This window comes from Burkholderia ubonensis subsp. mesacidophila (assembly GCF_002097715.1).
Lineage (GTDB): Bacteria > Pseudomonadota > Gammaproteobacteria > Burkholderiales > Burkholderiaceae > Burkholderia > Burkholderia mesacidophila.
Genome location: NZ_CP020737.1, coordinates 1,298,019 through 1,321,098 on the forward strand (window position 1 = coordinate 1,298,019; position 23,080 = coordinate 1,321,098).

At 70.0% G+C, this 23,080-nt stretch carries 15 protein-coding genes and 1 riboswitch; of the genes, 9 read left to right on the forward strand and 6 right to left on the reverse strand.

All coding sequences use genetic code 11. The features are described 5' to 3' along the window. Positions 1-30: 30 nt before the first annotated feature. Genes recC through arfB form a run of 4 tightly spaced genes read left to right on the forward strand, consistent with a single transcriptional unit; the run spans position 31 to position 9,684 of the window. The gene (gene recC / locus B7P44_RS06260) at positions 31-3,369 is read left to right on the forward strand and encodes an exodeoxyribonuclease V subunit gamma (protein ID WP_084901860.1); all 3,339 of its coding nucleotides are present in this window, start codon (positions 31-33) and stop codon (positions 3,367-3,369) included. Then, complete coding sequence (gene recB / locus B7P44_RS06265) at positions 3,366-7,073, forward strand: exodeoxyribonuclease V subunit beta (RefSeq protein WP_084901863.1); 3,708 nt, start codon at positions 3,366-3,368, stop codon at positions 7,071-7,073. Before recC ends, recB begins: the two co-directional genes overlap by 4 nt. After that, positions 7,070-9,283: an AAA family ATPase gene (locus tag B7P44_RS06270; protein WP_084901865.1), complete on the forward strand. Its 2,214-nt coding sequence runs from the start codon at positions 7,070-7,072 to the stop codon at positions 9,281-9,283. Before recB ends, B7P44_RS06270 begins: the two co-directional genes overlap by 4 nt. After that, positions 9,280-9,684 (forward strand): alternative ribosome rescue aminoacyl-tRNA hydrolase ArfB, encoded by a 405-nt coding sequence (arfB, locus tag B7P44_RS06275; RefSeq protein ID WP_084901866.1) that lies wholly within the window; start codon positions 9,280-9,282, stop codon positions 9,682-9,684. The genes B7P44_RS06270 and arfB overlap by 4 nt, the downstream gene beginning before the upstream one ends. Before the next feature lie 9 nt (positions 9,685-9,693). Here the strand turns inward: arfB and B7P44_RS06280 are convergent, their stop codons facing one another. The 5 genes from B7P44_RS06280 to thiC all read right to left on the reverse strand — a co-directional run bounded on the left by B7P44_RS06280 (position 9,694) and on the right by thiC (position 15,308). Continuing rightward, positions 9,694-10,974: an EAL domain-containing protein gene (locus B7P44_RS06280; protein WP_084901868.1), complete on the reverse strand. Its 1,281-nt coding sequence runs from the start codon at positions 10,972-10,974 to the stop codon at positions 9,694-9,696. A gap of 387 nt (positions 10,975-11,361) precedes the next feature. After that, entirely contained in the window at positions 11,362-12,270 is a 909-nt protein-coding gene (locus B7P44_RS06285; RefSeq protein WP_084901870.1) for a DMT family transporter, read from the reverse strand. 117 nt (positions 12,271-12,387) lie between these two features. Then, entirely contained in the window at positions 12,388-12,636 is a 249-nt protein-coding gene (locus tag B7P44_RS06290; protein WP_084901872.1) for a hypothetical protein, read from the reverse strand. 277 nt (positions 12,637-12,913) lie between these two features. After that, positions 12,914-13,126: a YMGG-like glycine zipper-containing protein gene (locus tag B7P44_RS06295; protein ID WP_084901875.1), complete on the reverse strand. Its 213-nt coding sequence runs from the start codon at positions 13,124-13,126 to the stop codon at positions 12,914-12,916. A gap of 250 nt (positions 13,127-13,376) precedes the next feature. Continuing rightward, positions 13,377-15,308 (reverse strand): phosphomethylpyrimidine synthase ThiC, encoded by a 1,932-nt coding sequence (gene thiC, locus B7P44_RS06300; RefSeq protein ID WP_084901876.1) that lies wholly within the window; start codon positions 15,306-15,308, stop codon positions 13,377-13,379. A gap of 75 nt (positions 15,309-15,383) precedes the next feature. Further along, a riboswitch (TPP riboswitch) is annotated at positions 15,384-15,501 on the reverse strand. Between the two features lie 257 nt (positions 15,502-15,758). Between thiC and B7P44_RS06305 the strand changes: the two genes are divergently transcribed. The 3 genes from B7P44_RS06305 (at position 15,759) to B7P44_RS06315 (ending at position 17,544) form a co-directional block, all read left to right on the forward strand. Beyond that, positions 15,759-16,025 carry a pentapeptide MXKDX repeat protein gene (locus B7P44_RS06305; protein WP_084901879.1) on the forward strand — a complete coding sequence of 89 codons (267 nt, stop codon included), beginning with the start codon at positions 15,759-15,761 and terminating at the stop codon, positions 16,023-16,025. Between the two features lie 70 nt (positions 16,026-16,095). Beyond that, positions 16,096-16,728 carry a cytochrome b/b6 domain-containing protein gene (locus B7P44_RS06310; RefSeq protein WP_084901881.1) on the forward strand — a complete coding sequence of 211 codons (633 nt, stop codon included), beginning with the start codon at positions 16,096-16,098 and terminating at the stop codon, positions 16,726-16,728. Between the two features lie 27 nt (positions 16,729-16,755). After that, positions 16,756-17,544, forward strand: coding sequence for a molybdopterin-dependent oxidoreductase (locus tag B7P44_RS06315; protein WP_084901884.1), 789 nt, complete (start codon positions 16,756-16,758; stop codon positions 17,542-17,544). A gap of 40 nt (positions 17,545-17,584) precedes the next feature. Here the strand turns inward: B7P44_RS06315 and B7P44_RS06320 are convergent, their stop codons facing one another. Beyond that, complete coding sequence (locus B7P44_RS06320; protein WP_084901886.1) at positions 17,585-19,300, reverse strand: methyl-accepting chemotaxis protein; 1,716 nt, start codon at positions 19,298-19,300, stop codon at positions 17,585-17,587. A 737-nt stretch (positions 19,301-20,037) separates the two neighbouring features. On the opposite strand from B7P44_RS06320, the gene B7P44_RS06325 reads away from it, so the two are divergent. Both B7P44_RS06325 and B7P44_RS06330 read left to right on the forward strand, forming a co-directional pair. Continuing rightward, a complete protein-coding gene (locus B7P44_RS06325) occupies positions 20,038-21,657 on the forward strand; it encodes a ricin-type beta-trefoil lectin domain protein (protein WP_231716659.1) in 1,620 nt (539 codons plus the stop codon). 299 nt (positions 21,658-21,956) lie between these two features. Then, entirely contained in the window at positions 21,957-23,075 is a 1,119-nt protein-coding gene (locus B7P44_RS06330) for an EamA family transporter (protein WP_084901891.1), read from the forward strand. Positions 23,076-23,080 lie beyond the last annotated feature (5 nt).

Here is a 23,080-nt window from a genome sequence, read left to right on the forward strand (position 1 = left end):
CGGCCGGCGCGACGTCCCAATGCTTGCCTCATGCTCCATCTCTTCTATTCGAACCGTCACGAAACGCTGGCCGACGCGTTGCTCGACGACCTGGCCGCGTTCCCGGCCCGCAACGCGCCGTGGGCGCCTCAGCAGATCATCGTGCCGAGCGCGGCGCTGCGTCGCCGTCTCGAGCTCGATATCGCCGAGCGCCACGGCGTGTGCGCGAACGTCGAGTTCACCTATCTCGCGCAGTGGCTGTGGGCGCAGATCGGCCGCGTGATGACGGTGCCGGCGCGTTCGCCGTTCGCGCCCGACCGCCTCGTGTGGCGCTGCTACCGGCTGCTCGCGCAGGCGAGCGGCGACGCGCCCTGGCTCGCGTCGCCGCGGCTCGCCGGGTATCTGTCCGCGTCCGACGACGCGATGCGCTACGAGCTCGCGCAGCGCGTCGCGACGGTCCTCGATCACTACCTGACCTATCGTCCCGAATGGCTTGCCGCGTGGCAGGCGGGCGAATCGGTGCTCGCGGGCGACGGCGCGCCGCGCGGGATCGGCGACGCGGCCCGCGACGACGAGCGCTGGCAGGCGGCGCTGTGGCGCGCGCTGCTCGCGGAGCTGAGCGACAGCGGCACGCCGCCCGCGCACCGCTTCCTCGGCGACGCGCGGCATCTCGATCTCGACACCGTCGCGCGCGCGGACTGGCCGGAATCGGTCAGCGTGTTCGCGCTGCCGACGATGCCGCCGCTGCACGTCGCGCTGCTGCGCGAGCTGTCGCGCTGGATCGACGTGCGCATCTACGCGCTCAATCCGTGCCGCGAATTCTGGTTCGACATCGTCACCGCCGCGCATGCCGAGGCGCTCGACGCGGCGGGGCGGCTCGACTACCAGGAAGTCGGGCATCCGCTGCTCGCCGAATGGGGCCGCCAGACGCAGGCGCAGCTGCACATGCTGCATGAACTGACCGAAAGCGCGGCGTCGAGCGACGCGTCGCGCTACGTCGGCAATCCCGCGCCGACGTGGCTCGCGCGGATTCAGAACGCGATCCTCGACCTGCAGTCCGAGGCGGAGCTCGGCGAGCCGCCGGCCGAACACGGGATCGAGGTGCATGTGTGCCACAGTCTCGCGCGCCAGCTCGAAGTGCTGCACGACCGTCTGCTCGCGTGGTTCGACGCGGACGACAGTCTGCGGCCGTCCGACGTGCTGGTCGCGGTGGCCGACCTCGCCGCGGCGGGGCCGCTGATCGACGCGGTGTTCGGCACGGCCGGCGCCGGCAGCGCGCGCATCCCGTACCGGATCTCCGGCCTGCCGCCGTCGCAGGCGAACCCGGTCGCGCGCGTGCTGCTCGACTGGCTCGCGCTGCCGGATCGGCAGGTCGGCGCGCCGGAGCTGGTCGAATGGCTGCGCGTCGATGCGGTGGCCGCGCGCTACGGCATCGACGCGGCCGCGCTCGAAACCGTGCAGACCTGGCTCGCGGCCGCCGGCGCGCGGCGCGGGCTCGCGCCGCAAGCCAGCGACGACGCGCTGGTGCCGTCGCCACGCCATACGTTCTCGGACGCGCTCGCGCGCCTGTTTCTCGGCTACGCGATGCCGGACGGCGCGGCGCCGGTCGGCGGGTGGCTGCCGATCGAGGCGGCGACCGGCAGCGAGGCCGAGCTGCTCGGCCGTCTCGCGCGCTTCACCGACGATCTCGACGGGTTCGCGCGGCGAGTGTCGGAGCCGCACGCGCCGCGCGCGTGGAGCGAACTGTTCGCCGACACGCTCGCGCGCTTCTTCGATTCCGGCGCCGCTTATGCCGATGCGCTCGCGGGCGTGCGCGACGCGCTCGACGCGATGCTCGCGGCGATGGCGGAGGGCGCGCCCGGGCAGTTGCTGCCCGCCGCCGTCGTGCGCGCGGGGCTGGCCGCGGCGCTCGACGATCCCGCCCGCGGCGGGGTGCCGTGGGGCGGCGTGACGTTTTCGTCGTTGACGAGCCTGCGCGGGCTGCCGTACCGGATCGTGTGCCTGCTCGGGATGGACGACGGAGTATTGCCGAGCCTCGCGCGCCCCGACGAGTTCGACCTGATGGGCGTGCTGCCGAAGCTCGGCGACCGGCAGCGGCGCGACGACGAACGCAACCTGTTCCTCGACCTGGTGCTCGGCGCGCGCGACCGGCTGATGATCGCCTACACGGGGCGCAGCATCCGCGACAACGCGCCGTTGCCGCCGGCTGCGCTCGTCGACGAGCTGCTCGACCATCTCGCGCTCGTCGCTGCCGGTCCCGACGCGGCGCCGGACGAAGTCGACGCCGCGCGCCGCGCGTTCCTCGTCGAGCATCCGCTGCAGCCGTTCGCCGCCGCGTATTTCCGGCCGGAAGGGCCGCTGTTTTCCTATGACGCGGAACGGGCGTCGCTGGCCGCGCTGCTGGCCGCCGAGCCGTCGCGCGACGGCGCGCGCGCCACGGCGTTCTTTGCGCAGCCGCTGCCGGCCGAGCCCGTCGAGCCGGTCGCGTTCGCGGACTTCGAGCGCTTCTGGCGTCATCCGGCGCGCGCGCTGCTGCGCGAGCGCCTCGGCATCGTGCTCGCGGACGCGCAGGCCGAACTGCTCGACACTGAGCCGTTCGCGCTCGACTACGCGGGCAGCGACGCGCTGGCCGAGCGCGTGCTGCCGCTCCTGATCGAATCGGGCGACGCGCGCGCGCGCGACCATGCGCTGCGGATCGCGGACGCGAGCCCGGAGCTGCCGGGCGGCGCGACCGGGGCGGTGTGGCGCGACCAGGCGCTCGGCTCGCTGTCGCAACTGGCGACGAACGTGCGGCAGGCGCTCGCCGACGGCGCCGAGCGCCTGCCGTTCTCGATCGAGGTCGCGCCGGCGTGGCCCGCAACGGAGCAGGCGCTGTTCGGCCCGTTCGACGCGGCGCTGTCGCGCGACGCGGCGGCCGCGCCGCTCGCGCTGCACGGCACGCTGAATCGCGTGACGGCCGCGGGGCAGGTCATCTTCCGCTATGCGCGGCCGAGCGCGCGCGATTATCTGTCCGCATGGCTCGCGCATCTCGTCTACTGCGCGGCCGTGCCGGACGGGCCGCGCCGCACGCTGTGGTTCGGCAGCGGCGGTGCGTTCGAGCTGACGCCCGTCGCGGCGCCGCTCGCGCGCCTCGCGCCGCTCGCCGCGCTGTTCAGGGCCGGCCGGCGCATGCCGCTGCGCTTCTTTCCGCGCAGCGCGTGGGCCCGGGTGACCGATAGCGAAGCGAAGGCGGCAAGCGTCTGGATCAACGACCGGGTCGTGAGTGAAGCCGACGATCCCGCGCTCGCGATCGCGTGGCGCGGCGCCAATCCGTCGCTCGACGAGCCGTTCGGCACGCTTGCGCGGCTCGTGTTCGAGCCGCTCGTCGAACACCTGAGGGAGGCGGCATGAGCGGCGCATCGCATCCGCACGCGTCGCTCGAGCTCGACGTGTTCGCGTGTCCGCTGGACGGCGTCAACCAGATCGAGGCGTCGGCGGGCACCGGCAAGACCTGGAACATCTGCGCGCTTTACGTGCGCCTGCTGCTCGAGAAGGATCTCGGCGCCGACCAGATTCTCGTCGTGACCTTCACGAAGGCCGCGACCGCGGAACTGCACGAGCGCATTCGCGGCCGGCTCGCTCAGCTCGCGCATGCGCTCGACACCGGCGACGACGGTGGCGATCCGTTCATCACGCGTCTCGTCGACACGACGCTCGGCGACGGCGGCGTGCTCGACGCCGAGACGGCGGCGAAGCGGATCCGGCGCGCGCTGCGCGCCTTCGACCAGGCGGCGATTCACACGATCCACGCGTTCTGCCAGCGCGCGCTGCAGGAAGCGCCGTTCGCGGCCGCGATGCCGTTCGCGTTCGAGATGCAGGCCGATGATGCGGCGCTGCGCTTCGAGCTCGCGGCGGATTTCTGGCGCACCCGCGTCGAACCGATGGCGGCGCGCTGGCCGGGCTTCGCCGCGTGGCTCGTCGAATCGGGCGCGGGGCCGGCCGCGCTCGACGCGCAGCTCGCGCGCCGGCTGAAGAAGCCGCTCGCCGCGTTGCGCTGGGACGGCGTCGTGGAGCCGGACGAAACGGCGGAAGCAGCCGCGGCGGCGTGTTTCGCGGAGGCGGCCCGGATGTGGGCGGCCGAGCGCGACGCGCTCGACACGTTGCTGCGCGCCGCGCAGCCGGCGCTCAACCAGCGTTCGCACAAGCCGGAGGCGATCGCCGATGCGCTCGACGCATGGGCCGCGCATTTCGCGCAAGCCGATGCGACGGCCGCGTTGCCGAAGGCCGCGCTGAAGCTGACGCGCACGGCGCTCGCCAAGGCGACGAAGAAGGGCGGCGCGACGCCCGAGCATCCGTTCTTCGAGATCGCCGACGCGCTCGACGCGGCGGTGGCCGCGGCCGAGGCCGTGCAGCGCGCGCGCTGGCTCGCGCTCATCGCCGCCTGGCTCGACGAGGCGCCGCGCGAGCTGGCCGAACGCAAGCGCACGCGGCGCATCGTGTCGTTCGACGATCTGCTCGCGAACCTGTATCACGCGCTGCACGAGCATCCGTGGCTCGCCGACACGCTGCGCGCGCGCTATCCGGCCGCGCTGATCGACGAGTTCCAGGATACCGATCCGCTGCAGTTCGCGATCTTCGACCGGATCTTCGCGCCCGGCGGGCCGCTGTTCCTGGTCGGCGATCCGAAGCAGGCGATCTACAGTTTCCGCGCGGCGGACCTGCATACGTACCTGGCCGCGCGCGCGCGGGCGAGCGCGTGCTACACGCTCGCGGTCAACCAGCGCTCGACGCCGGCGATCGTCGATGCGTGCAACCGCTTCTTCCTGTCGAACCCGCGCGCGTTCGTGCTCGACGGGCTCGACTACTACCCGGTGCGCGCTGGCACGCGCGTGCGCGCGCCGCTGGCCGACGAGACGGATGCGGGGCCGGCGGGCGACTTCCGGATCTGGACGCTGCCGGACGGCGACGACGTGTGGCTCAAGCGCGACGCGCAGGCGTACGCCGCGCAGGCGTGCGCGGCCGAGATCGCCCGGTTGATGCGCGGCGCGCGCGACGGCCGCGTGCGGCTCGGCGACACGCCGCTGTCGCCGGGCGACATCGCGGTGCTCGTGCAGACGCACAAGCAGGGCAGCCTAGTGAAGCGCGAGCTCGCGCGATGGGGGATCGGCAGCGTCGAGCTTGCGCAGGCATCGGTGTTCTCGACCGGCGACGCCGAGCAGCTCGAGCGCGTGCTCGCGGCGATCGATGCGCCGGGCGACCTGCGGCGTTTGCGCGCGGCGCTGGCGTCGGATTGGTTCGGTCTCGACGCGGACGCGCTGTGGCGGATGGAGCAGGGCGGCGACGATGCCCCCGGCACGGATGCCGCCGCCAACGGCGCCGATGCGATGAGCTGGGTCGAGCGCTTTTCTCGCTACCGGCTGGTGTGGCGCGAGCGCGGCTTCGCGGTGATGTGGCGCACGTTCACGCGCGAGTTGCGGATCGCCGAGCGGCTGATGGCGGGCGCCGACGGCGAGCGCCGCGTGACGGACGTGAACCACCTGGCCGAGCTGACCCAGGCGCGCGCGTCGGCGCAGCCGGGCATCGCGCCGACGCTGCGCTGGCTGGCCGCGCAACGGCTCGACGGCGGCGGCGAGGACGCGCAGCTGCGTCTCGAATCCGATCGCAACCTCGTGCAGATCGTGACCGTGCACAAATCGAAAGGGCTCGAATACGCGATCGTGTTCTGCCCGTTCCTGAACGACGGCGCGCTGCGCGAACCGTTCGCGTCCGGGTTGCCGGACGCGCGCGAATATCACGACGAAGCGGGCGACGCGGTGCTGCACTACGGCTGCGACGACGAGGCCGCCGAGCATGCGGCGCGACAGGCGCTGCGCGAGCAGGCGGCGGAGCGCGCGCGGCTCGTCTACGTGGCGCTCACGCGCGCGGTCTACCGCTGTTATCTCGTCGCGGGGCCGTACCTGTCGTCGCGCTCGACGCGCGAATCGCGGCGCAGCGTGCTCAACTGGCTGGTGGCCGGCAGTGGCTGGTCGTTCGACGCGTGGCTCGACGAGCCGCCCGACGATGCGGCGCTCGAACAGGCGTGGCGCGCGCTCGCGGACGGCTCCCTGAGCGTCGCGCCGCTGCCGGTGCCTGCGCGCCGCGAGCGGCTTGCGGCCGGACACGACGCGAACGAAGCGCTGGCGGCGCGCCTGGCGTCGCGCTTGCTGCGGGATGCGTGGCGGATGGCGAGCTTCAGTTCGCTGACGGCGTCGATGGCGCGCGAGGAGGCGGGCGTCGCGGCCGTGCCGGAAGACGACCTGCGGCCCGATCACGATGCGCTCGCGGCGCTCACGCCGGACGACGATCCGGGCGACGCGGGGCTGGAGGCCGCGCCGCCCGACGACGACATCCTCGTGTTCCCGCGCGGCGCGGCGGCCGGCGAGTGCCTGCACCGCCTGTTCGAACTGAGTGATTTCACCGACGCGGGATCGTGGCACGCGGCCGCGCTCGGCGCGCTGCACGACCGGCCCGTCGAGGCCGAGCCCGAGCTCGGCGAGCGGCTGCCGGCGATGATGGCGCGGCTCGTCGACGACGTCGTGCGCACGGAGCTCGTGCCGGGCATGCGGCTGGCCGATCTCGATCCGGCCAGGCGGCTCAACGAAATGGGCTTCCTGTTCGCGGCGCCGTCGCTGGACCTGACCGCGCTGCGCCGGCTGCTGGTCGCGCACGGGTATCCGGACGTCGCGCTGGAGGCGAGCGTGCTCGCCGGCTACATCAAGGGTTTCATCGATATGATCGTCGAACATGACGGCCGCTTCTGGATCGTCGACTGGAAGTCGAACCATCTCGGCACTACGCCGGATGCCTACGGCCCGCGCGCGCTCGAAGCGGCGATGGCCGATCACGCGTATCACCTGCAGGCGCTGCTCTATACGGTCGCGCTGCATCGCTACCTGCGCGGCCGGCTGCGCGACTACGACTACGACACGCATATCGCGGGCTACCTGTACCTGTTCGTGCGCGGCGTGCGGCCCGGCTGGCGCAGCGGCGGCGGGCCGGCCGGCGTGCATGCGCGGCGGCCCGCGCGCGAGCTCGTCGACGCGCTCGACCGGATGATGGAAGGAGGCCGCGCATGAGCACGCCCGACGATACGCTCGAGTTCACCGGCGGCCTCGTCGCGCGCCTGCCCGAGCCCGCGGATTTCGGCATCGCGCTCGCGGAAGGGTTCGCGCGCCGGATCGGCGATCTCGCGCGCCGCGCGGGTGCGCCGGCCGCGGCGGCGCGCTGGGCCGCGCGCGCTGCGTTCGCGGCCAGCCGCGCAACCGCGGGCGGACACGTGTGCGTGTCGCTCGGCGCGCTCGCGCAGCGCTACGACGAACCGCTTGCCGACGTGCGCGCCGCGCTCGCGGCGAGCGGCGTCGCCGCGTTCGGCGTGCTCGAGCGCGGCGACGAGCGGCCGCTGATCGTCGACCGGCACGACCGTCTCTACCTCGCGCGCTATTTCGCGTACGAACGGCGGCTCGCCGAAGCGCTCGTCGCGCAGGCGGGCGCGGTGGCGGCCGATGATGCGCCGGCGCCCGACGTGCTGCGTGAGCGCCTCGCCCGCTACTTCGGGCCGGCGAGCGGCGAAACCGACTGGCAGCGCGTCGCGGCGATCGTTGCGCTGACGGGCCGCGTGACGATCGTCAGCGGCGGTCCCGGCACCGGCAAGACGACCACCGTCGTCGGCGTGCTCGCGTGCCTGCTCGACGCGCATCCGGGCCTGCGCATCGCGCTGGCCGCGCCGACCGGCAAGGCTGCGCAGCGGATGCAGGAAGCGCTGCACGCACGGGCCGGCGACCTGCCGCCCGAACTCGCCGCGCGCCTGCCGAACACGTCGTACACGCTGCACCGCCTGCTGGGCGGCGGCGGGGCGGCGGGGTTCCGCCATCATCGCGACAACCCGCTGCCCTACGATCTGATCGTCGTCGACGAGGCGTCGATGATCGACGTCGCGCTGGCCGCGCATCTGCTCGACGCGCTCGCGCCGGGCGCGCGGCTCGTGCTGCTCGGCGACAAGGACCAGCTTGCCGCGGTCGAGGCGGGCGCCGTGTTCGCCGAACTGAGCGCGCGGCCGTCGTTCAGCGCGGCAGCTCGCGCGCGCATCGCGCAGGCGCTCGGCATCGACGAAGCGGCGTTCGTCGCGGCGCTGCCGACGCCGGACGAGGCCGAGCCGGACGCAGCCATGGCGGCGGTTGCCGTCGCGCGCACGCCCGTCGCGCCGCCCTCGGCCGCCCCCCGGCAAGCGTCGCTGTTCGATGACGAGCCGCCTGCGGCTGTGGCTCCGGCTCCGGCCGACGAAGCCGTAGGCGACACTGACGATGCGCCCGCGTGGATCGAGGCCGACGAGCTTGTGTGGCTTGACGCGGCCGCGTTGCCGCCGCTCGATGCCGGCGCCGCGCAGCGCGTCGCGGCGATGATCCCCGTTGCTCCGGAGGACGCCGGGGCGGTTGAAGCGGCGGCGCCGGCACCGCTCGCGGATTGCGTCGTGTGGCTCGAGCGCAATTACCGTTTCGGGCTCGATTCGCCGATCGGCCGCCTGTCGCTGGCGATCCGCCGCGGCGCCGTGCAGGAGGCGCTCGACGCGCTGCCGGCGAGCGACGCGGCCGCCGCGTCGTTCCACGAGGATGCCGGCGACGCGCTCGCCGCGACGACCGTCGAACGGCTCGCGCGGCGCTTTTCCGCCTATCTGGACGCGTTGCAGGATGCGCTCGCCGCCGCCGCGCCGGACCCATTGCCGCTGTTCGACGCGCTCAACCGTTTCCGGATCCTGTGCGCGACGCGTGGCGGGGCGCGCGGCGCCGAACACGTGAATGCGCTCGTCGCGTCGCACGTGCGCCGCGCCGCGCGCGTGCCGCTCGCGGTCGGCGCGCACTGGTTCACCGGGCGGCCGATCATGGTGACGCGCAACGACTACGCGCTCGGGCTGTTCAACGGCGATATCGGCATCGCGCTGCCCGACGCGCAGGGCGTGCTGCGCGTGTGGTTCAAGCGGGCGGACGGCACCGCGCGCGCCGTATCGCCGGCCGCGCTGCCGCCGCACGAGACCGCGTTCGCGCTGACCGTTCACAAATCGCAGGGCTCGGAATTCGACGAAGCCGCGCTCGTGCTGCCGGCGGCGTTCGGCCGCGTGCTGACGCGCGAGCTGGTCTACACGGCGGTGACGCGGGCGCGCACGCGCGTGCAGGTGATCGGCGCGCGCCGCGTGCTCGCGCAAGCGATCGCGACGCGCACGCAGCGCGATTCGGGCCTGTCGGCGCGCATCGCCGAGGCGCTTGCGCGCCGAGCCCGGGAGGCATCGCGATGATGATCCGCTATACGCTCGATCCGGCCGAGATCGAATGGACCGCGGTGCGTGCGCAAGGCGCGGGCGGACAGAACGTCAACAAGGTGTCGAGCGCGATTCACCTGCGCTTCGACATCCGCACGTCGTCGCTGCCGCCGCTGCTCAAGGAGCGGCTGCTCGCGCTGTCGGACCAGCGCATCACGCGCGACGGCGTCGTCGTGATCAAGTCGCAGGAGCACCGGACCCAGGACCGGAACCGGGAAGCCGCGCTGGCGCGGCTCGATGCGTTGATTCGCGGCGTCGCCGTCACACCGCGCGCGCGCGTCGCGACCCGGCCGACGCGCGCGTCGAAAGAACGGCGGCTGGAGCACAAGGCGCGCCGCGGCGTCGTGAAGTCCGGACGGGGGAAGATCGTGGATTGACGCGTGCCGTCAGCGCATCACCGTGCCCGCGCTGTCGAGCACGAAATCGACGCAGAACACGACGAGCCGATCATGCACGCGGGTTGCGACGGCGGCCGTATAGCAATCGCGGCCTTCCGTCAGCGAGAAGTGCGGCCCCATCAGCGCGACACGGCCCGGAGCGGCGATCGCGCGCTGGAAGTACGGGCGCCGCGACCAGTTGCTGTGCGTTTCCGGGAAGAGCGGCGCCAGGCGCGTCGTGGCCGGATTGCGGTCGTCGGGTTGCGCGCTGATCGACGGCAGGAACTGTTCGCCGATCTCGTTCGTGACGAACACGCGGCGCGCCGACGGCATCACGAGCACGCGCTGCGCGGCGTTGTGCAGGTCGCCGCTCGCGGCGAACGCGGCCGCGCCGGCGAGCACGAGCCGCTCGATCGCATCGAAGCCCGGTTGCGCGGCGCTCGTCTGCGCGCGGCGGCGGGCGATAAAGCGCTTCCATGCGGCGTCGAGCAGCGCGGGCGCCGCCGCGCTCGCGCGGGCGATCGACGGATCGGGCTGGCCGAACTGGAAGCCCTGCACGAAATCGATGTCGGCTTCCATCAGCGCCTGCAGCGCGTCGTCGCTCTCGACGCCTTCCGCGAGCACCATCGCGCCGGCCTGGTGCAGCATCGACACGAGGTGATGCATGATGCGGCGGTCCTCGGCGGACCACGTCGCGCGCTCGACGAGCGAGCGGTCGAGCTTGACGATGTCGGGCTTCGCGCGCCACACCCGGTCGAAATTCGAGAAGCCGGTGCCGAAATCGTCGATCGCGATCAGGAAGTCGCGGTGCTGGATCATGTCGATCGTGCGGGCGAGCGCGGCTTCGTCGCGCGACGGCTGCTCGACGACCTCGAGCACGACGCGGTTCGGCGGCAACGCGAAATGCTTGCACAGCAACTCGACGAACTCGCGCTGCACGAGGCCCGAATCGAGCACGCGCGGCGTCACGTTCAGGAACAGCCAGCCGTCGCCGATGCCTTGTGCGACGAAATTGGCGGTATGCAGGCAGCGGGCGAGCCGGTCGAGCAGCAGCGCGTCGGCGTCGCCGCGCGCCTTGTCGAACAGGTCGCCGGGCGACAGCGTCTCGCCGTTCGCATCGGCGGCGCGCAGTAGCGCTTCATAGCCGACGACGCGCTTGTGCGTGATCGACAGCACCGGCTGGAACACGCTGCGCAGCGTCACGCCGCGATAGTCGGTCACCCAGCCGCTGGGCGTCGGCGTGAGGTGTTCGAGCAGGGATTCGAGTGAAAGGTCACGGGGCTGCGGCATGTCAGCGGCGCCCGGGGACGAATGGCAACGCAGCGTCGTGGCGCGCCGCCGAAGCGGCCGCGCGCGCAGGCAGGCGCGGTAGAACGAGGTCCATCTTGGCCGCCTCCTGCGGATAAGTCTTCTGAGTGTAGCGGGATACGCCCGCTTGGCGTATCAGGGTAACTCCACACGCTCGCCGCGGACAACCCGCTCCGGCGGGGTTGCGCGCAGGGGCGTCGACCTGGATCAACGAGAGTGCGTGATGCGGGAGACGCGGCGTGAACGCCGGCCGCGGGTCGGAGGGGGGAGAAAGCGGCGAATGGCGCAAACGCAAAAAAACGCGCCCGTGCGGGCGCGTTCGATTCGCTTCCTGGCGGGTATCGCGCCAGGCCGACGCCCGCGCGTCCGTCAGGTCGCCGGGCGCATGCCCGGCAGCCGCTTGATCACGCCGGTCGCGAGCGCCGTGCCGGCGAGCACGATCGCGCAGCCTTCGAGCATCACGGCCGACACGTGTTCGCCGAGGAACAGTGCGCCCCACAACAGGCCGAACACCGGGATCACGAACGTCACGGTGATCGCGCGGGCCGGCCCGACGTGCGCGATCAGGTAGAAGAAGATGAAATACGCGATGCCCGTGCACGCGATGCCGAGGCCGAGGACCGAGCCCCACGCGTGCGCGCCGACCGGCGCGGTGGGCCACGTCGCGATCGCGAACGGCAGCAGCAGCACCGTCGAGCCGATCATGCTGCCGGTCGCGTTGACGAGCGGGTCGACGCCGCTCAGCTTGCGCTTCGTGTAGTTGGCCGCGATGCCGTACAGCAGCGTCGCGCCGAGCGCCGCAGCCGCGGCGAGCGCGGTCGCGCCGGCGCCGCCGTGCGCGCTCGCCACCTGGTCCCAGACGAGCGTGAGCACGCCGGCGAAGCCGATCACGAGGCCGAGCGCGCGCGGCAGCGACAGCTTTTCCTTCAGCCACAAGTACGCGACGAGCGCGCCCCACAGCGGCGTCGTCGCGTTGATCACCGACGTCACGCCGGCCGACAGCGTGAGCTCGGCGAACGCGAACAGGCAGAACGGCGCGCCGGAGTTGAGCGCGCCGACGACGAACAGCGGCCATGCATGGCGGCGCAGTTGCGCGACGAGCGTGGCGGGCGCAATACGCGTCAGCGCGAGCCCGAGCAGGAACAGCGCGCCGATGCCGACACGCAGCACCATCAGCGGCGCGACGCCGAACTCGGCGACGCCGATCCGGATGAAAAGGAACGACGCGCCCCACAGGGCGGCGAGCACGGTCAGCAGGCAGGCATTTTTGGGTGACATCGGTTGTTACGCGGAGGGCAGGGGGGATGCGCTGAATCTTACACCGCGCATCCCGGCCGACGTTTCACGATCGAATGAAATGACAAGAAACGGTAGATCGGCGGCGTCATGCGGCCGTCAGCGGTGACGCCAGCCGCCGCGCCCGCCGAAGCCGAAGTTGAGCGATACCGCCGGCCCCCACCAGCCGCCCCAGGCCGGCGCATAGGCGGGCGCCGGATAGTAGTAGGCGGGCGCGGGCTCGACATACACCGGCGCGGTCTGGACGGGCGCCGCCGCGTAATAGCCGGACGGATAGTAGCCGTACGGGTAGTAGCAACCGGCGAGAGAGGCGCACGCGAGCGCTGCTGCGACGAAGGTCCTGGTCATGATGTCTCCCCGGCGAGGCGGGCGAAGCGCCGATGCTTTAGCTTAGGCTGCGCGTCCGTGACACGGTGTGCAAAACGGTAACGGATCATTTCGGGTACCGCTACGGGAACCGCCGCGGCCATCGCGTCGCGCAATGCACAAGATGCTACGTACTCCACACCGCACCGTGTCACACACGGCGCACGTCGCCGGCGCGCGCATGCGAAAACGGCGCTTTCCGCATACGGATAGCGCCGTCTTTCTGGTTCAGCCTGCGTCCCGTGAGGACGCACACGGATTACTTGCCGACCTGGTTGCCGATGATGCCGCCGACCGCCGCGCCGCCGAGGGTCGACAGCGCATTGCCGCCGATCGCCGCACCGGCGACGCCGCCGACGCCTGCGCCGATCGCCGTGTTGCGCTGACGGGTGGTCATCGAGTCGCACGCCGACAGGCTGGCCATCGTCGCGACGAGCAGCGCGCACACCCCAATACGCCGGATCGAGTTCATGATCGTTGTCCTTGATGTTGTGAACGGAGGACGCGCGACCGATCGGTGGCCACGCATGAACCCAATCTACGCGCTGGCCTGTCCGGCTGCTGTAAGGACTTGTTAGAGCGTTCGCGCTTTCGTAATGATTTGTTTCCCCGGTTTCCGGCCCGCATGCGGCAGGCGCAAAAAAGCCCGCTCGAAAGCGGGCTTCGTGCATCGCGAGGCGATCCGGCGCTTATTGGGCGCTTATTGGGCGCCTTTGGGACGCTTATTGCCGGTGATAAATCTCGGCGCCGGTCTTGACGAATTCGACGGCCTTGACCTCCATCCCTTTTTTCAGCGCTTCGGTTTCGGACACGCCTTGCTGCGCCGCAAATTCGCGCACGTCCTGCGTGATCTTCATCGAGCAGAAGTGCGGGCCGCACATCGAGCAGAAGTGCGCGACCTTCGCCGAATCCTTCGGCAGCGTTTCGTCGTGGAATTCGCGCGCCTTGTCCGGATCGAGGCCGAGGTTGAACTGGTCTTCCCAGCGGAACTCGAAGCGCGCCTTCGACAGCGCGTTGTCGCGCACCTGCGCGCCGGGGTGGCCCTTCGCGAGGTCGGCGGCGTGCGCGGCGAGCTTGTACGTGATGATGCCTTCCTTCACGTCGTCCTTGTTCGGCAGGCCGAGGTGCTCCTTCGGCGTCACGTAGCACAGCATCGCGGTGCCGAACCAGCCGATCATCGCGGCGCCGATGCCCGACGTGATGTGGTCGTAGCCCGGCGCGATGTCGGTCGTGAGCGGCCCGAGCGTGTAGAACGGCGCTTCCTTGCACCAGTCGAGCTGCAGATCCATGTTCTCCTTGATCAGCTGCATCGGCACGTGGCCCGGACCTTCGATCATCACCTGCACGTCATGCTTCCACGCGATCTGCGTGAGCTCGCCGAGCGTCTTCAGCTCGCCGAGCTGCGCTTCGTCGTTCGCGTCGTAGATCGAGCCGGGGCGCAGGCCGTCGCCGAGCGAGAAGCTCACGTCGTACGCCTTCATGATTTCGCAGATCTCTTCGAAGTGCTCGTACAGGAAGCTTTCCTTGTGATGCGCGAGGCACCACTTCGCCATGATCGAGCCGCCGCGCGACACGATGCCCGTCATCCGGTTCGCGGTGAGCGGCACGTACTGCAGGCGCACGCCCGCGTGGATCGTGAAGTAGTCGACGCCTTGCTCGGCCTGCTCGATCAGCGTGTCGCGGAAGATTTCCCAGGTCAGGTCCTCGGCCTTGCCGTTGACCTTTTCCAGCGCCTGATAGATCGGCACCGTGCCGATCGGCACCGGGCTGTTGCGGATGATCCACTCGCGCGTTTCGTGGATGTGCTTGCCGGTCGACAGGTCCATCACCGTGTCGCCGCCCCAGCGGATCGCCCACGTCATCTTGTCGACTTCCTCGCCGATCGACGACGTGACGGCCGAGTTGCCGATATTCGCGTTGATCTTCACGAGGAAGTTGCGGCCGATGATCATCGGCTCGGATTCCGGGTGGTTGATGTTCGCGGGGATGATCGCGCGGCCGCATGCCACTTCCGAGCGCACGAATTCCGGCGTGATCTCGGTGAGCGCATTGGGGCCGAATGCTGCCGCGCCGAACGCCTGACCCGGATGCTGGCGGCCCATCATCGCGGCGAGCTTCGCGCCGTTCGGGCCGCTGGCCTTCAGGCTTTCCAGGTACTCGGCGCGGCGCTGGTTCTCGCGGATCGCGATGTATTCCATTTCCGGCGTGATGATGCCCTGACGCGCATAGTGCATCTGCGTGACGTTCTTGCCGGCTTGCGCGCGGCGCGGCTGGCGGTGCAGGCCCGGGAAGCGCAGGTCGGCCGTGGCCGGGTCGGCCGCGCGTTCGCGGCCGTAGTCGCTCGTGAGGCCCGACAGCGTCTCGGTGTCGCCGCGCGCTTCGATCCAACGCTGGCGCAGCGCGGGCAGGCCCGCGCGGATGTCGATCTTCGCTTCTGGATCTGTGTACGGGCCCGACGTATCGTAGACGTAGATCGGCGGATTCTTTTCGCCGCCGAAGCCGGTCGGCGTGTCGGACTGCGTGATCTCGCGCATCGGCACGCGGATGTCGGGCTGCGAGCCCGTCACGTAGATTTTCCGCGAATTCGGCAGCGGCGCGACGGCAGCAGCGTCGACATGGGCGTCGGCGGACAGAAACTTCGGATTGGCGTTCATGCGATCTCCTGATGTGGGGCGCTAGCTAAGCAGGAGACGAGATTCGTGAGGCGGCGGGATTCGTCAGAGGGATGGCGGCGAAACCCGTACGCTTCCCTGCGCTGGCATTATCCAGATCAGGTTCAAAGGGTATTTCTCACCCGCAATTGCCGGTTTCTTGACCGGGCGCATTGCAGGACCCCCGCGTTAGCAAGCGCACACGATACACCGGCTTCGCGGCGGTTTCAACCGGGGACAGATTCGTGCCGGATGTGCGGCCGCAGCATCGTGCGGCGCGCACCGGCGGCACGGCGCGCGCCGCGCACGGGGCGGCGGCCGCGCGGACACGACGGCGCAGCGCGGCATTGCACGGGTGCGGGCGTCGCGAAAAAAAATTTTGCGACGGCCTGTCATATGGCGCCGCGTCGTCCGTCTATTCGGCTCCTTAAACCCATGTACTGGAGTGATGTCATGAAAAAAGCACTGATGGCAGCCTGCGTCGCCGGCCTTGCGTTCGCGGTGACGGGCGCTTATGCGCAGAACGATGCGATGTCGAAGGATCAGGCGCCGATGTCGAAGGACGCGATGGGCCACGACGCGATGTCGAAGGACGAAGGGATGCAGAAGGACGGCATGAAGAAACATGCGATGAAGAAAGACGCGATGAAGAAGGGTGCCATGTCGCACGACGAGATGGGCAAGCCGAAGCAGGACGACAAGATGAGCCCGGGCTACTGACGGGATGGTTGGCGCGCGGCGGCCGCTGCACGGTCGGCACGGCAGCCGCGCCCCTGGAGGAGCTTTCATCATGCAAACCGTTCGCGCCACCGGGCCCGCGGCCGCGCCGCCGCCCGCGCGCCCGATCCATCCGCGGTGGGTGCGGGTGAGCCACTGGCTCAACGCGCTCGCCGCGATCGTGATGGTGCTGTCCGGCTGGCGCATCTACGATGCGTCGCCGATCTATCCGCCGTTCGTGTTCCCGCACGGCATCACGCTGGGCGGCTGGCTCGGCGGCGCGCTGCAATGGCATTTCGCGGCGATGTGGCTGCTCGCGGGCAACGGGCTGTTTTACCTGACGATGGCGGTCGCGACCGGGCGCATCGCGCGCAAGTTCTGGCCGGTCACGCCGGGCGCCGTATGGCGCGACTTGCGCGCCGCGCTGCACGGCAAGCTGTCGCACGACGACCTGAGCGTCTACAACGCGGTGCAGCGCACGGCCTATCTGGCCGCGATCGTCGATCTCGTGGTGCTGGTGCTGTCCGGTCTCGTGATCTGGAAGTCGGTGCAGTTTCCGCTGCTGCGCACGCTGCTCGGCGGCTACGACAACGCGCGCGTCGTGCATTTCTGGGCGATGTCGGTGCTGGTCGGGTTCGTCGTCGTGCACGTCGCGATGGCGCTGCTGGTGCCGCGTTCGCTGCTCGCGATGCTGCGCGGCCGTTGAGCGACCCGCGCGTCCAAGGAGATCATCATGTCCGAACCCGAAGACCCGCGCGTTCGCGCGCGCTGGATGCTCGACCGGAGCGCGCTCGCGCTCGACGTGCGGCGCGAGCTCGCGATGCCGTCGCGGCGCCTGTTCAATCGCCGCATCCTGACGCTCGGCGGCCTCGCGATGCTGACCGGCTGCACGCTGCAGGACGATGCGTCGGTCAACGCGTTTCTCGAGAAAGTGTCGCGGATGAACGACCGCGTGCAGGCGTGGCTGTTCAACCCTGACCGGCTCGCGCCGACCTACACCGAAGCGGACCTGACGCGGCCGTTCCCGTTCAACGCGTACTACGGGATCGACGAGGTGCCGCACGTCGATGCGGCGACGTACCGGCTCGCGCTGTCCGGCCGCGTGAGCGGCAAGCGCGTATGGACGCTCGACGAGCTGTACGCGCTGCCGCATGCGGAGCAGATCACGCGGCACATCTGCGTCGAAGGGTGGAGCGCGATCGGGCGCTGGGGCGGCACGCCGTTCGGCGCGTTCCTGCGACGCGTCGGCGCGGATACGAGCGCGAAGTACGTCGGCTTCAAATGCGCAGACGATTACTACGAGAGCATCGACATGCCGACCGCGCTGCATCCGCAGACGCTGCTGACGTTCGAATACGACGGGCATCGGTTGCCGGCGGAATTCGGCTTTCCGATGAAGCTGCGGATGCCGACCAAGCTCGGCTACAAGAATCCGAAGCACATCATGGAGATCTTCGTGACCGATACGTATCCGGGCGGGTACTGGGAAGACCAGGGGTACAACTGGTACGGCGGGTCATGAGCCAGGCGCCGCGCGCCGGGCGGCGCGCGGCGTGAGCCGCTCAGAAGGTTTCCCAGTCGTCCGCGCCGCCTGCCGTCGCGGGCGCCGGTGCGTGTGCCGTGGCGGCAGGCGCCGGGTGGGCGGCGACGCGACGCGCGACCGGACGCGGAGCCGGCGCGCGCGGCGCGGGAGCGGGCGCCTTGGTTGCCGCGGCCGGCGCGGCCGCGCCGCTGTCGGCGAGCTTGAACACCGCCACCGCGCGCTTCTGCTGCCCGGCCTGCTGTTCGAGCGACTGCGCGGCGGCGGACGCCTGTTCGACGAGCGCCGCGTTCTGCTGCGTGACCTCGTCCATCTGGCCGACCGCGATGTTGACCTGCTCGATCCCGCGGCTCTGCTCTTCGGACGCGGCCGAAATCTCCGCGTTGATGTCGGCGACGCGGCGGATCGCCTGCTGCACGTTGCCCATCGTGCGGCCGACCGCTTCCGCCTGTTCAGAGCCGTCACGGACCGTCTCGACCGAGCGCTGGATCAGCTCCTTGATTTCCTTCGCGGCGCTCGACGCGCGCTGCGCGAGGCTGCGCACCTCGCCCGCGACGACCGCGAAGCCGCGGCCCTGTTCGCCGGCGCGCGCGGCCTCGACCGCGGCGTTCAGCGCGAGGATGTTGGTCTGGAATGCGATGCTTTCGATCAGCCCCGTGATGTCCGCGATCTTCGACGAGCTCGCGCTGATTTCGGTCATCGTCACGAGCATGCGCTGCACGACCTCGCTGCCGTTGTCGGCGACCTCCGACGCATTGGTCGCGAGCGTCGTCGCCTGGCGCGCGTTTTCCGAGTTCTGCTTGACCGTCGCGGTCAGCTCCTCCATGCTCGCGGCGGTTTCCTCGAGCGACGCGGCCTGCTCCTCGGTGCGCGACGACAGGTCCATGTTGCCGGCCGCGATCTCGCTCGACGCGACCGAGATCGATTCGCTCGACGCCTTGATCCCGCGCACGATGTCCGCGAGATGCGTGTCCATCTGGCGCAGCGCGAGCAGCAGGCGGCCGAATTCGTCGTTCGAGCGGATCTCGATCGCGTTCTCGAGGTGGCCTTCGGCGATGCGCTGCGCGGTGTTCATCGCGGCGCCGAGCGGCTGCGTGATCGCGCGCTGCAGATACAGCCATGCGCCGATCGCCGCAGCCACGCCGATCGCGAGGGTGCCGAGCGACGCCCACATCAGCATATGGGACGTGTCGTTGCCCTGGTCGGCCGCTTCCTTGACCTGCTTCGCGTTGATCGTGATGTCCTCGTCGATGCTGTCGGCGAGCGCGGTGCCGAGCGGGCGGAGCTTGTCGACCGCCGCGGCCGTCGCGTCGGCGTTGCCCGATTCGGCCGCGCCGAGCGCGGTCGATGCGAGAGCGCGGAAATCGCCGAGCTGGCCGGCGATCCGGTCCGCGATCTTGCGCTCGTCGGCGGCCGTCACCTTCGCCGGGTAGTAGTCGTTCCACGCGGCCAGCACCTTCTTCTCGCGCTCGCGCGTGCGCTCGGCGATGGTCTTCACCTCGGCCGCGTCATGCGTCGCGGCCAGCCGCTCCAGGTTCAGGCGCATCTGCAGCGCACCCGCCTGGGTGTTCGCCAGGTCCTCGATCGGCACCGTGCTGTCGGTGTACATCGCGCTCATGTCGGAACTCAGCGTCGCGAGCCCCCGTATTCCTTCCAGCCCGATCGCGATCATCACGATCACGCAAGCGCCGAATGCGACCGCGATCTTGAGCTTGATGGTGCCTGTCAACTTGTTCATACCCAGCTACCCATGTGAGAAAAACCTGTTGCTTCCCGGGCCCGCATCGACGCATTCGTCAGCTTATTAAGCTGAAAACCCATCATGTGGGCGGGGTTGATGGCCGGGTATACGGCAACGCGAATCGGTTCATTAGGAAAAATGAACCAACAGGATCAAATATTCAATGTCGTGAGAAAACGTCAGTCAACAGCCTTTCAAATAATGCCTAAACAGCTTTCCAATTTATTTCACGCGGATAGGCGCGCCCCTGCCGCCGGCCATGCCGGTTCACTTCGTCGCCGTTCGCAGTCTCACGTCGTTCCGCATGTTCTCGTTTGCCGGTTGCCGTTTCCGGCGTGACGGATGCTGACGAATTTCGGACATGTCTGATTGCTCGCGGATCGTCCGGAATCTAGCATTGGCTCTCCGCGGTCGCGACGCGTTCGCACGGGCCGCTTGTGCCGCTTGTGCCGCTTGTGCCGCTTGTGCCGCTTGTGCCGCACCCGTTGCCGTAGCACGCGTCGATCAATCCGCATTGAGGTGCAGTGAAGTCCATCTCGTTTTTCCGCACTGCGAATCGGAAGACCGGGCGCAGGTGCCCGGCTGGTTGGGTCGCGCGCGGTTTCCCTGTCAAGTTGTTACATGGTTGATCATCGAATATGAGTCTTGTCGTATTCCGGCGTGTTTGGTCGTTCAGTTTGCTTTGCGCGGTCGCGGGTGTGGCGTTGTCGGCCTGCGGGGGGGAGGGTTCCGACGTGCCCACCGTCGTCGAGCAGGAAAAGGCGGTGCCGCAGGAGCAAGAGGTCGTTGCGGATACCGTCGCGGTGTCCGACGAGCCGGGGGCGCCTCCGGATCCGGTGCATCCTCAGTCGCCCGAGCCGCCACCGGCGCCGAATCCGCCCGCGCCGCTCGAGCCATCGTCACCGCCCGATCCGCCCGCGCCGGTCGACATGAGTCTCTCTATCAGGAACCTGGCCACCGGAGAGCATCTTTGCCTGGCGGTTTCGACGAGCAACGGCTCGTATGTAGGATTCCAGTCGTGTTCGGGAGCGGACGCGCAGCGCTGGCGGATGGTGCGGGCCGGGAATGGCCATTTCAAGGTGAAGAACGTGTTCGCCGAATCGCAGGGCAGGGACGTCTGTCTGCGCGCGGCCCCGTCGAACCCGGGCACGGTCAACATGTGGCCGTGCGACGGCACGGATTATCCGACGACGCGGCTGTGGCGCGCGGACGTCGACGTGAACGGCTCGTTCACGATGCTGAACAAGCACTGGTCGGATCTCGGCAGGGGCGCTTCGCTGCAATCGACGGACCGCACGCTCGCCATGCGGCCGGCCGCCGAGCAGCCGGCCGCACGCTGGACCTACGATGGCGAGTTGCCGTCGCCGGCACGAATCGTGACGGGCGATCGCCGGGTGCTGTTGATGTCGGCGCATTTCACGGGCCAGACGGCGAATCCTGCCGAGCCGATCCGCAAGGCTGTCTTTGGCGACGGCGCGAATTTCGGTTCGCTCGCGCACTATGTCGGATTGGCGTCGCGCGGCAAACTGACGCTCGGCGGCACGATGCTCGCGGACGTCGATCTCGGCGCATTCCCGGCCGGCTGCAATTCGCGCGCCATCCTCGATCAGGCGAGGGCCGCCGCGCGGGTGCGAGGCGTCGATCCCGGCGCGTTCGACTACCTGTTCGTCGACTTCCCGCGCTCCAGCGAATGCAAATTCGCCGGACTGGCGGCGCGGCCGGGGCAATGGGTTCTGTCGAACGGCTCCGGTCACGCGTACTGGATGTGGGCGCACGAATTCGGTCACGGGCTGGGCGCGGGGCATCCGGATTCGCTGCGGAATTGCCCGATCGAGGGCGGCGCCGTCATGCTCGGCGCCGGCTGCGTGACGGGCGGCATCGACGATCCGGCCGATACGTTGGGCGGTGGCGGCCGGCGTATGTATCCCGTCGATTACCAGCTGTTTGCGGGGTGGCTCGACGACACCGACGTACCGCTGCTCATGACGCCGGGTACGTACCGCCTGGCCCCGCTCTGGAGCGCGCTGCCCGGCAAGCAGGGCTATCGCCTGTCGCGCGGCGACGGCTCCTACCTGCTGCTCGAATTTCGTCGTCCGCAGGGAGCGAAGGGCACGTATGAAGACTGGCCAGACACGTCGCCGTTCGTCAATGGCGTGGCCGTGCGGATCGTCCGCTATCCGGGCAGCGGCATTCAGAACACGCTCGTCGATGCGACTCCGGACAGCAAGGACGGCACGAAGGATGCGCCGTTGATGCCCGGCAAGTCGCTCGTCGACACGGTGTCCGGGTGGCGCATCACCGTGCTGTCAGCCGATGACGGCGGCGCGGTGGTGCAGGTCGAGACGGTCCGCTAAACGCGGGTCGTACCGGCCCCGGGGTGTCGCGCCGAAACGTCAGTCTGCAACCTTTCAGGCAGGACCCCCGCTTCCTTTCGAATCCTTGATGCCATAATGCCGGGCATGCGCCGCCGCAGCGGCGGCGCACATTTTCTGTCCCTCTGCCGCCGGCCCCGCCGGCTTACTTCGTCGCCGTTCGCATTGTCATGTCGTTCCGCACGTTCGCTCCCGCCGTCCCGGTCTTGTCCGGGCCGTTTGCCGGTTCTTCCGGCGTCTTTCAGCGGAGCACGCGGCGCGCCGTGCGGGCAGGCTGAACGATGACGCCGCTCGACCGACTCCTCGATTTCTTCGCCCGCCACCCGATTCGCCTGCCGCAAAGCCGCGGCGGACGCGTCGCGCTCGCGCTCGTGTTCATCTACTTCGTGTGGGGCTCGACCTACAGCGGCCTGCACTTCGCGCTGCAGTCGTTCCCGCCGCTGCTGCTGTCGGGGCTGCGCAACCTGCTCGGCGGCATCGGCCTGTTCATCTTCGCGCTGCGGCGCAAGCCGGAATGGCCGACGCTCGTCGAGATCCGCAACACGGCGATCGTCGGCACGATGCTCGTCGCGCTGTCGTCCGGCACGATCGCGCTCGGGATGCGGACCGTCAGCAGCGGCTCGGCCGCGGTGATGGTCGCCACGGTGCCGCTGTTCGCGACCGTGATCGCGGCCGTCGCGGGGCGGCGCGTGACGAAGGGCGAATGGGTGGCCGTCGCGCTCGGGATGGTCGGCATCCTCGTGCTGAATTCAGGCGGCGCGGCGGCCGCGAATTCGGCGCTCGGCACGATCTGCGTGCTGGCCGGCGCGCTGTTCTGGGCGGGCGGCGCGCATCTGTCGACGCGGCTCAAGCTGCCGTCCGACCTGTTCCTGTCCACGTCGCTGCAGATCGGCCTCGGCGGCCTGATGTCGACCGTTGCCGCCTGGCTGCTCGGCGAGCGCATCGAGCACCTCGCGGTGGGGCCGGCGTTCGCGTTCCTGTATCTGATGGTGTTCTGCACGATGGCCGCGTATGTCGCGTACGGCTACCTGATTCGTCATACGAGCCCGATCATCGCGAGCAGCTGCATGTACGTGAACCCGATCGTCGCGGTCGCGATCGGTGCGCTGATGCTCGGCGAGCCCGTGACGATGGCGACCGTGATCGCGACGGTCGCGATCCTCGGCAGCGTCGGGCTGTCGTTCGTGTTCGACCCGGCGCGCCGGCGTGTGTCGCAGACGGCTTCGCCGAGCGTCTCGACGCCGGTGACCGCACCCGCGTCGGTGCAGGCGCCTGCGGCAGCACCTGCACCGACGCAGACAACGACGTCTGCTTCCGCACCCGAACCGACGCCGGTAACGACCTATGCGTCGGCGTCGACCGCCAAGCCGGTACCCGGCGCCCCGGCAGTCGACGCTTGACGGCG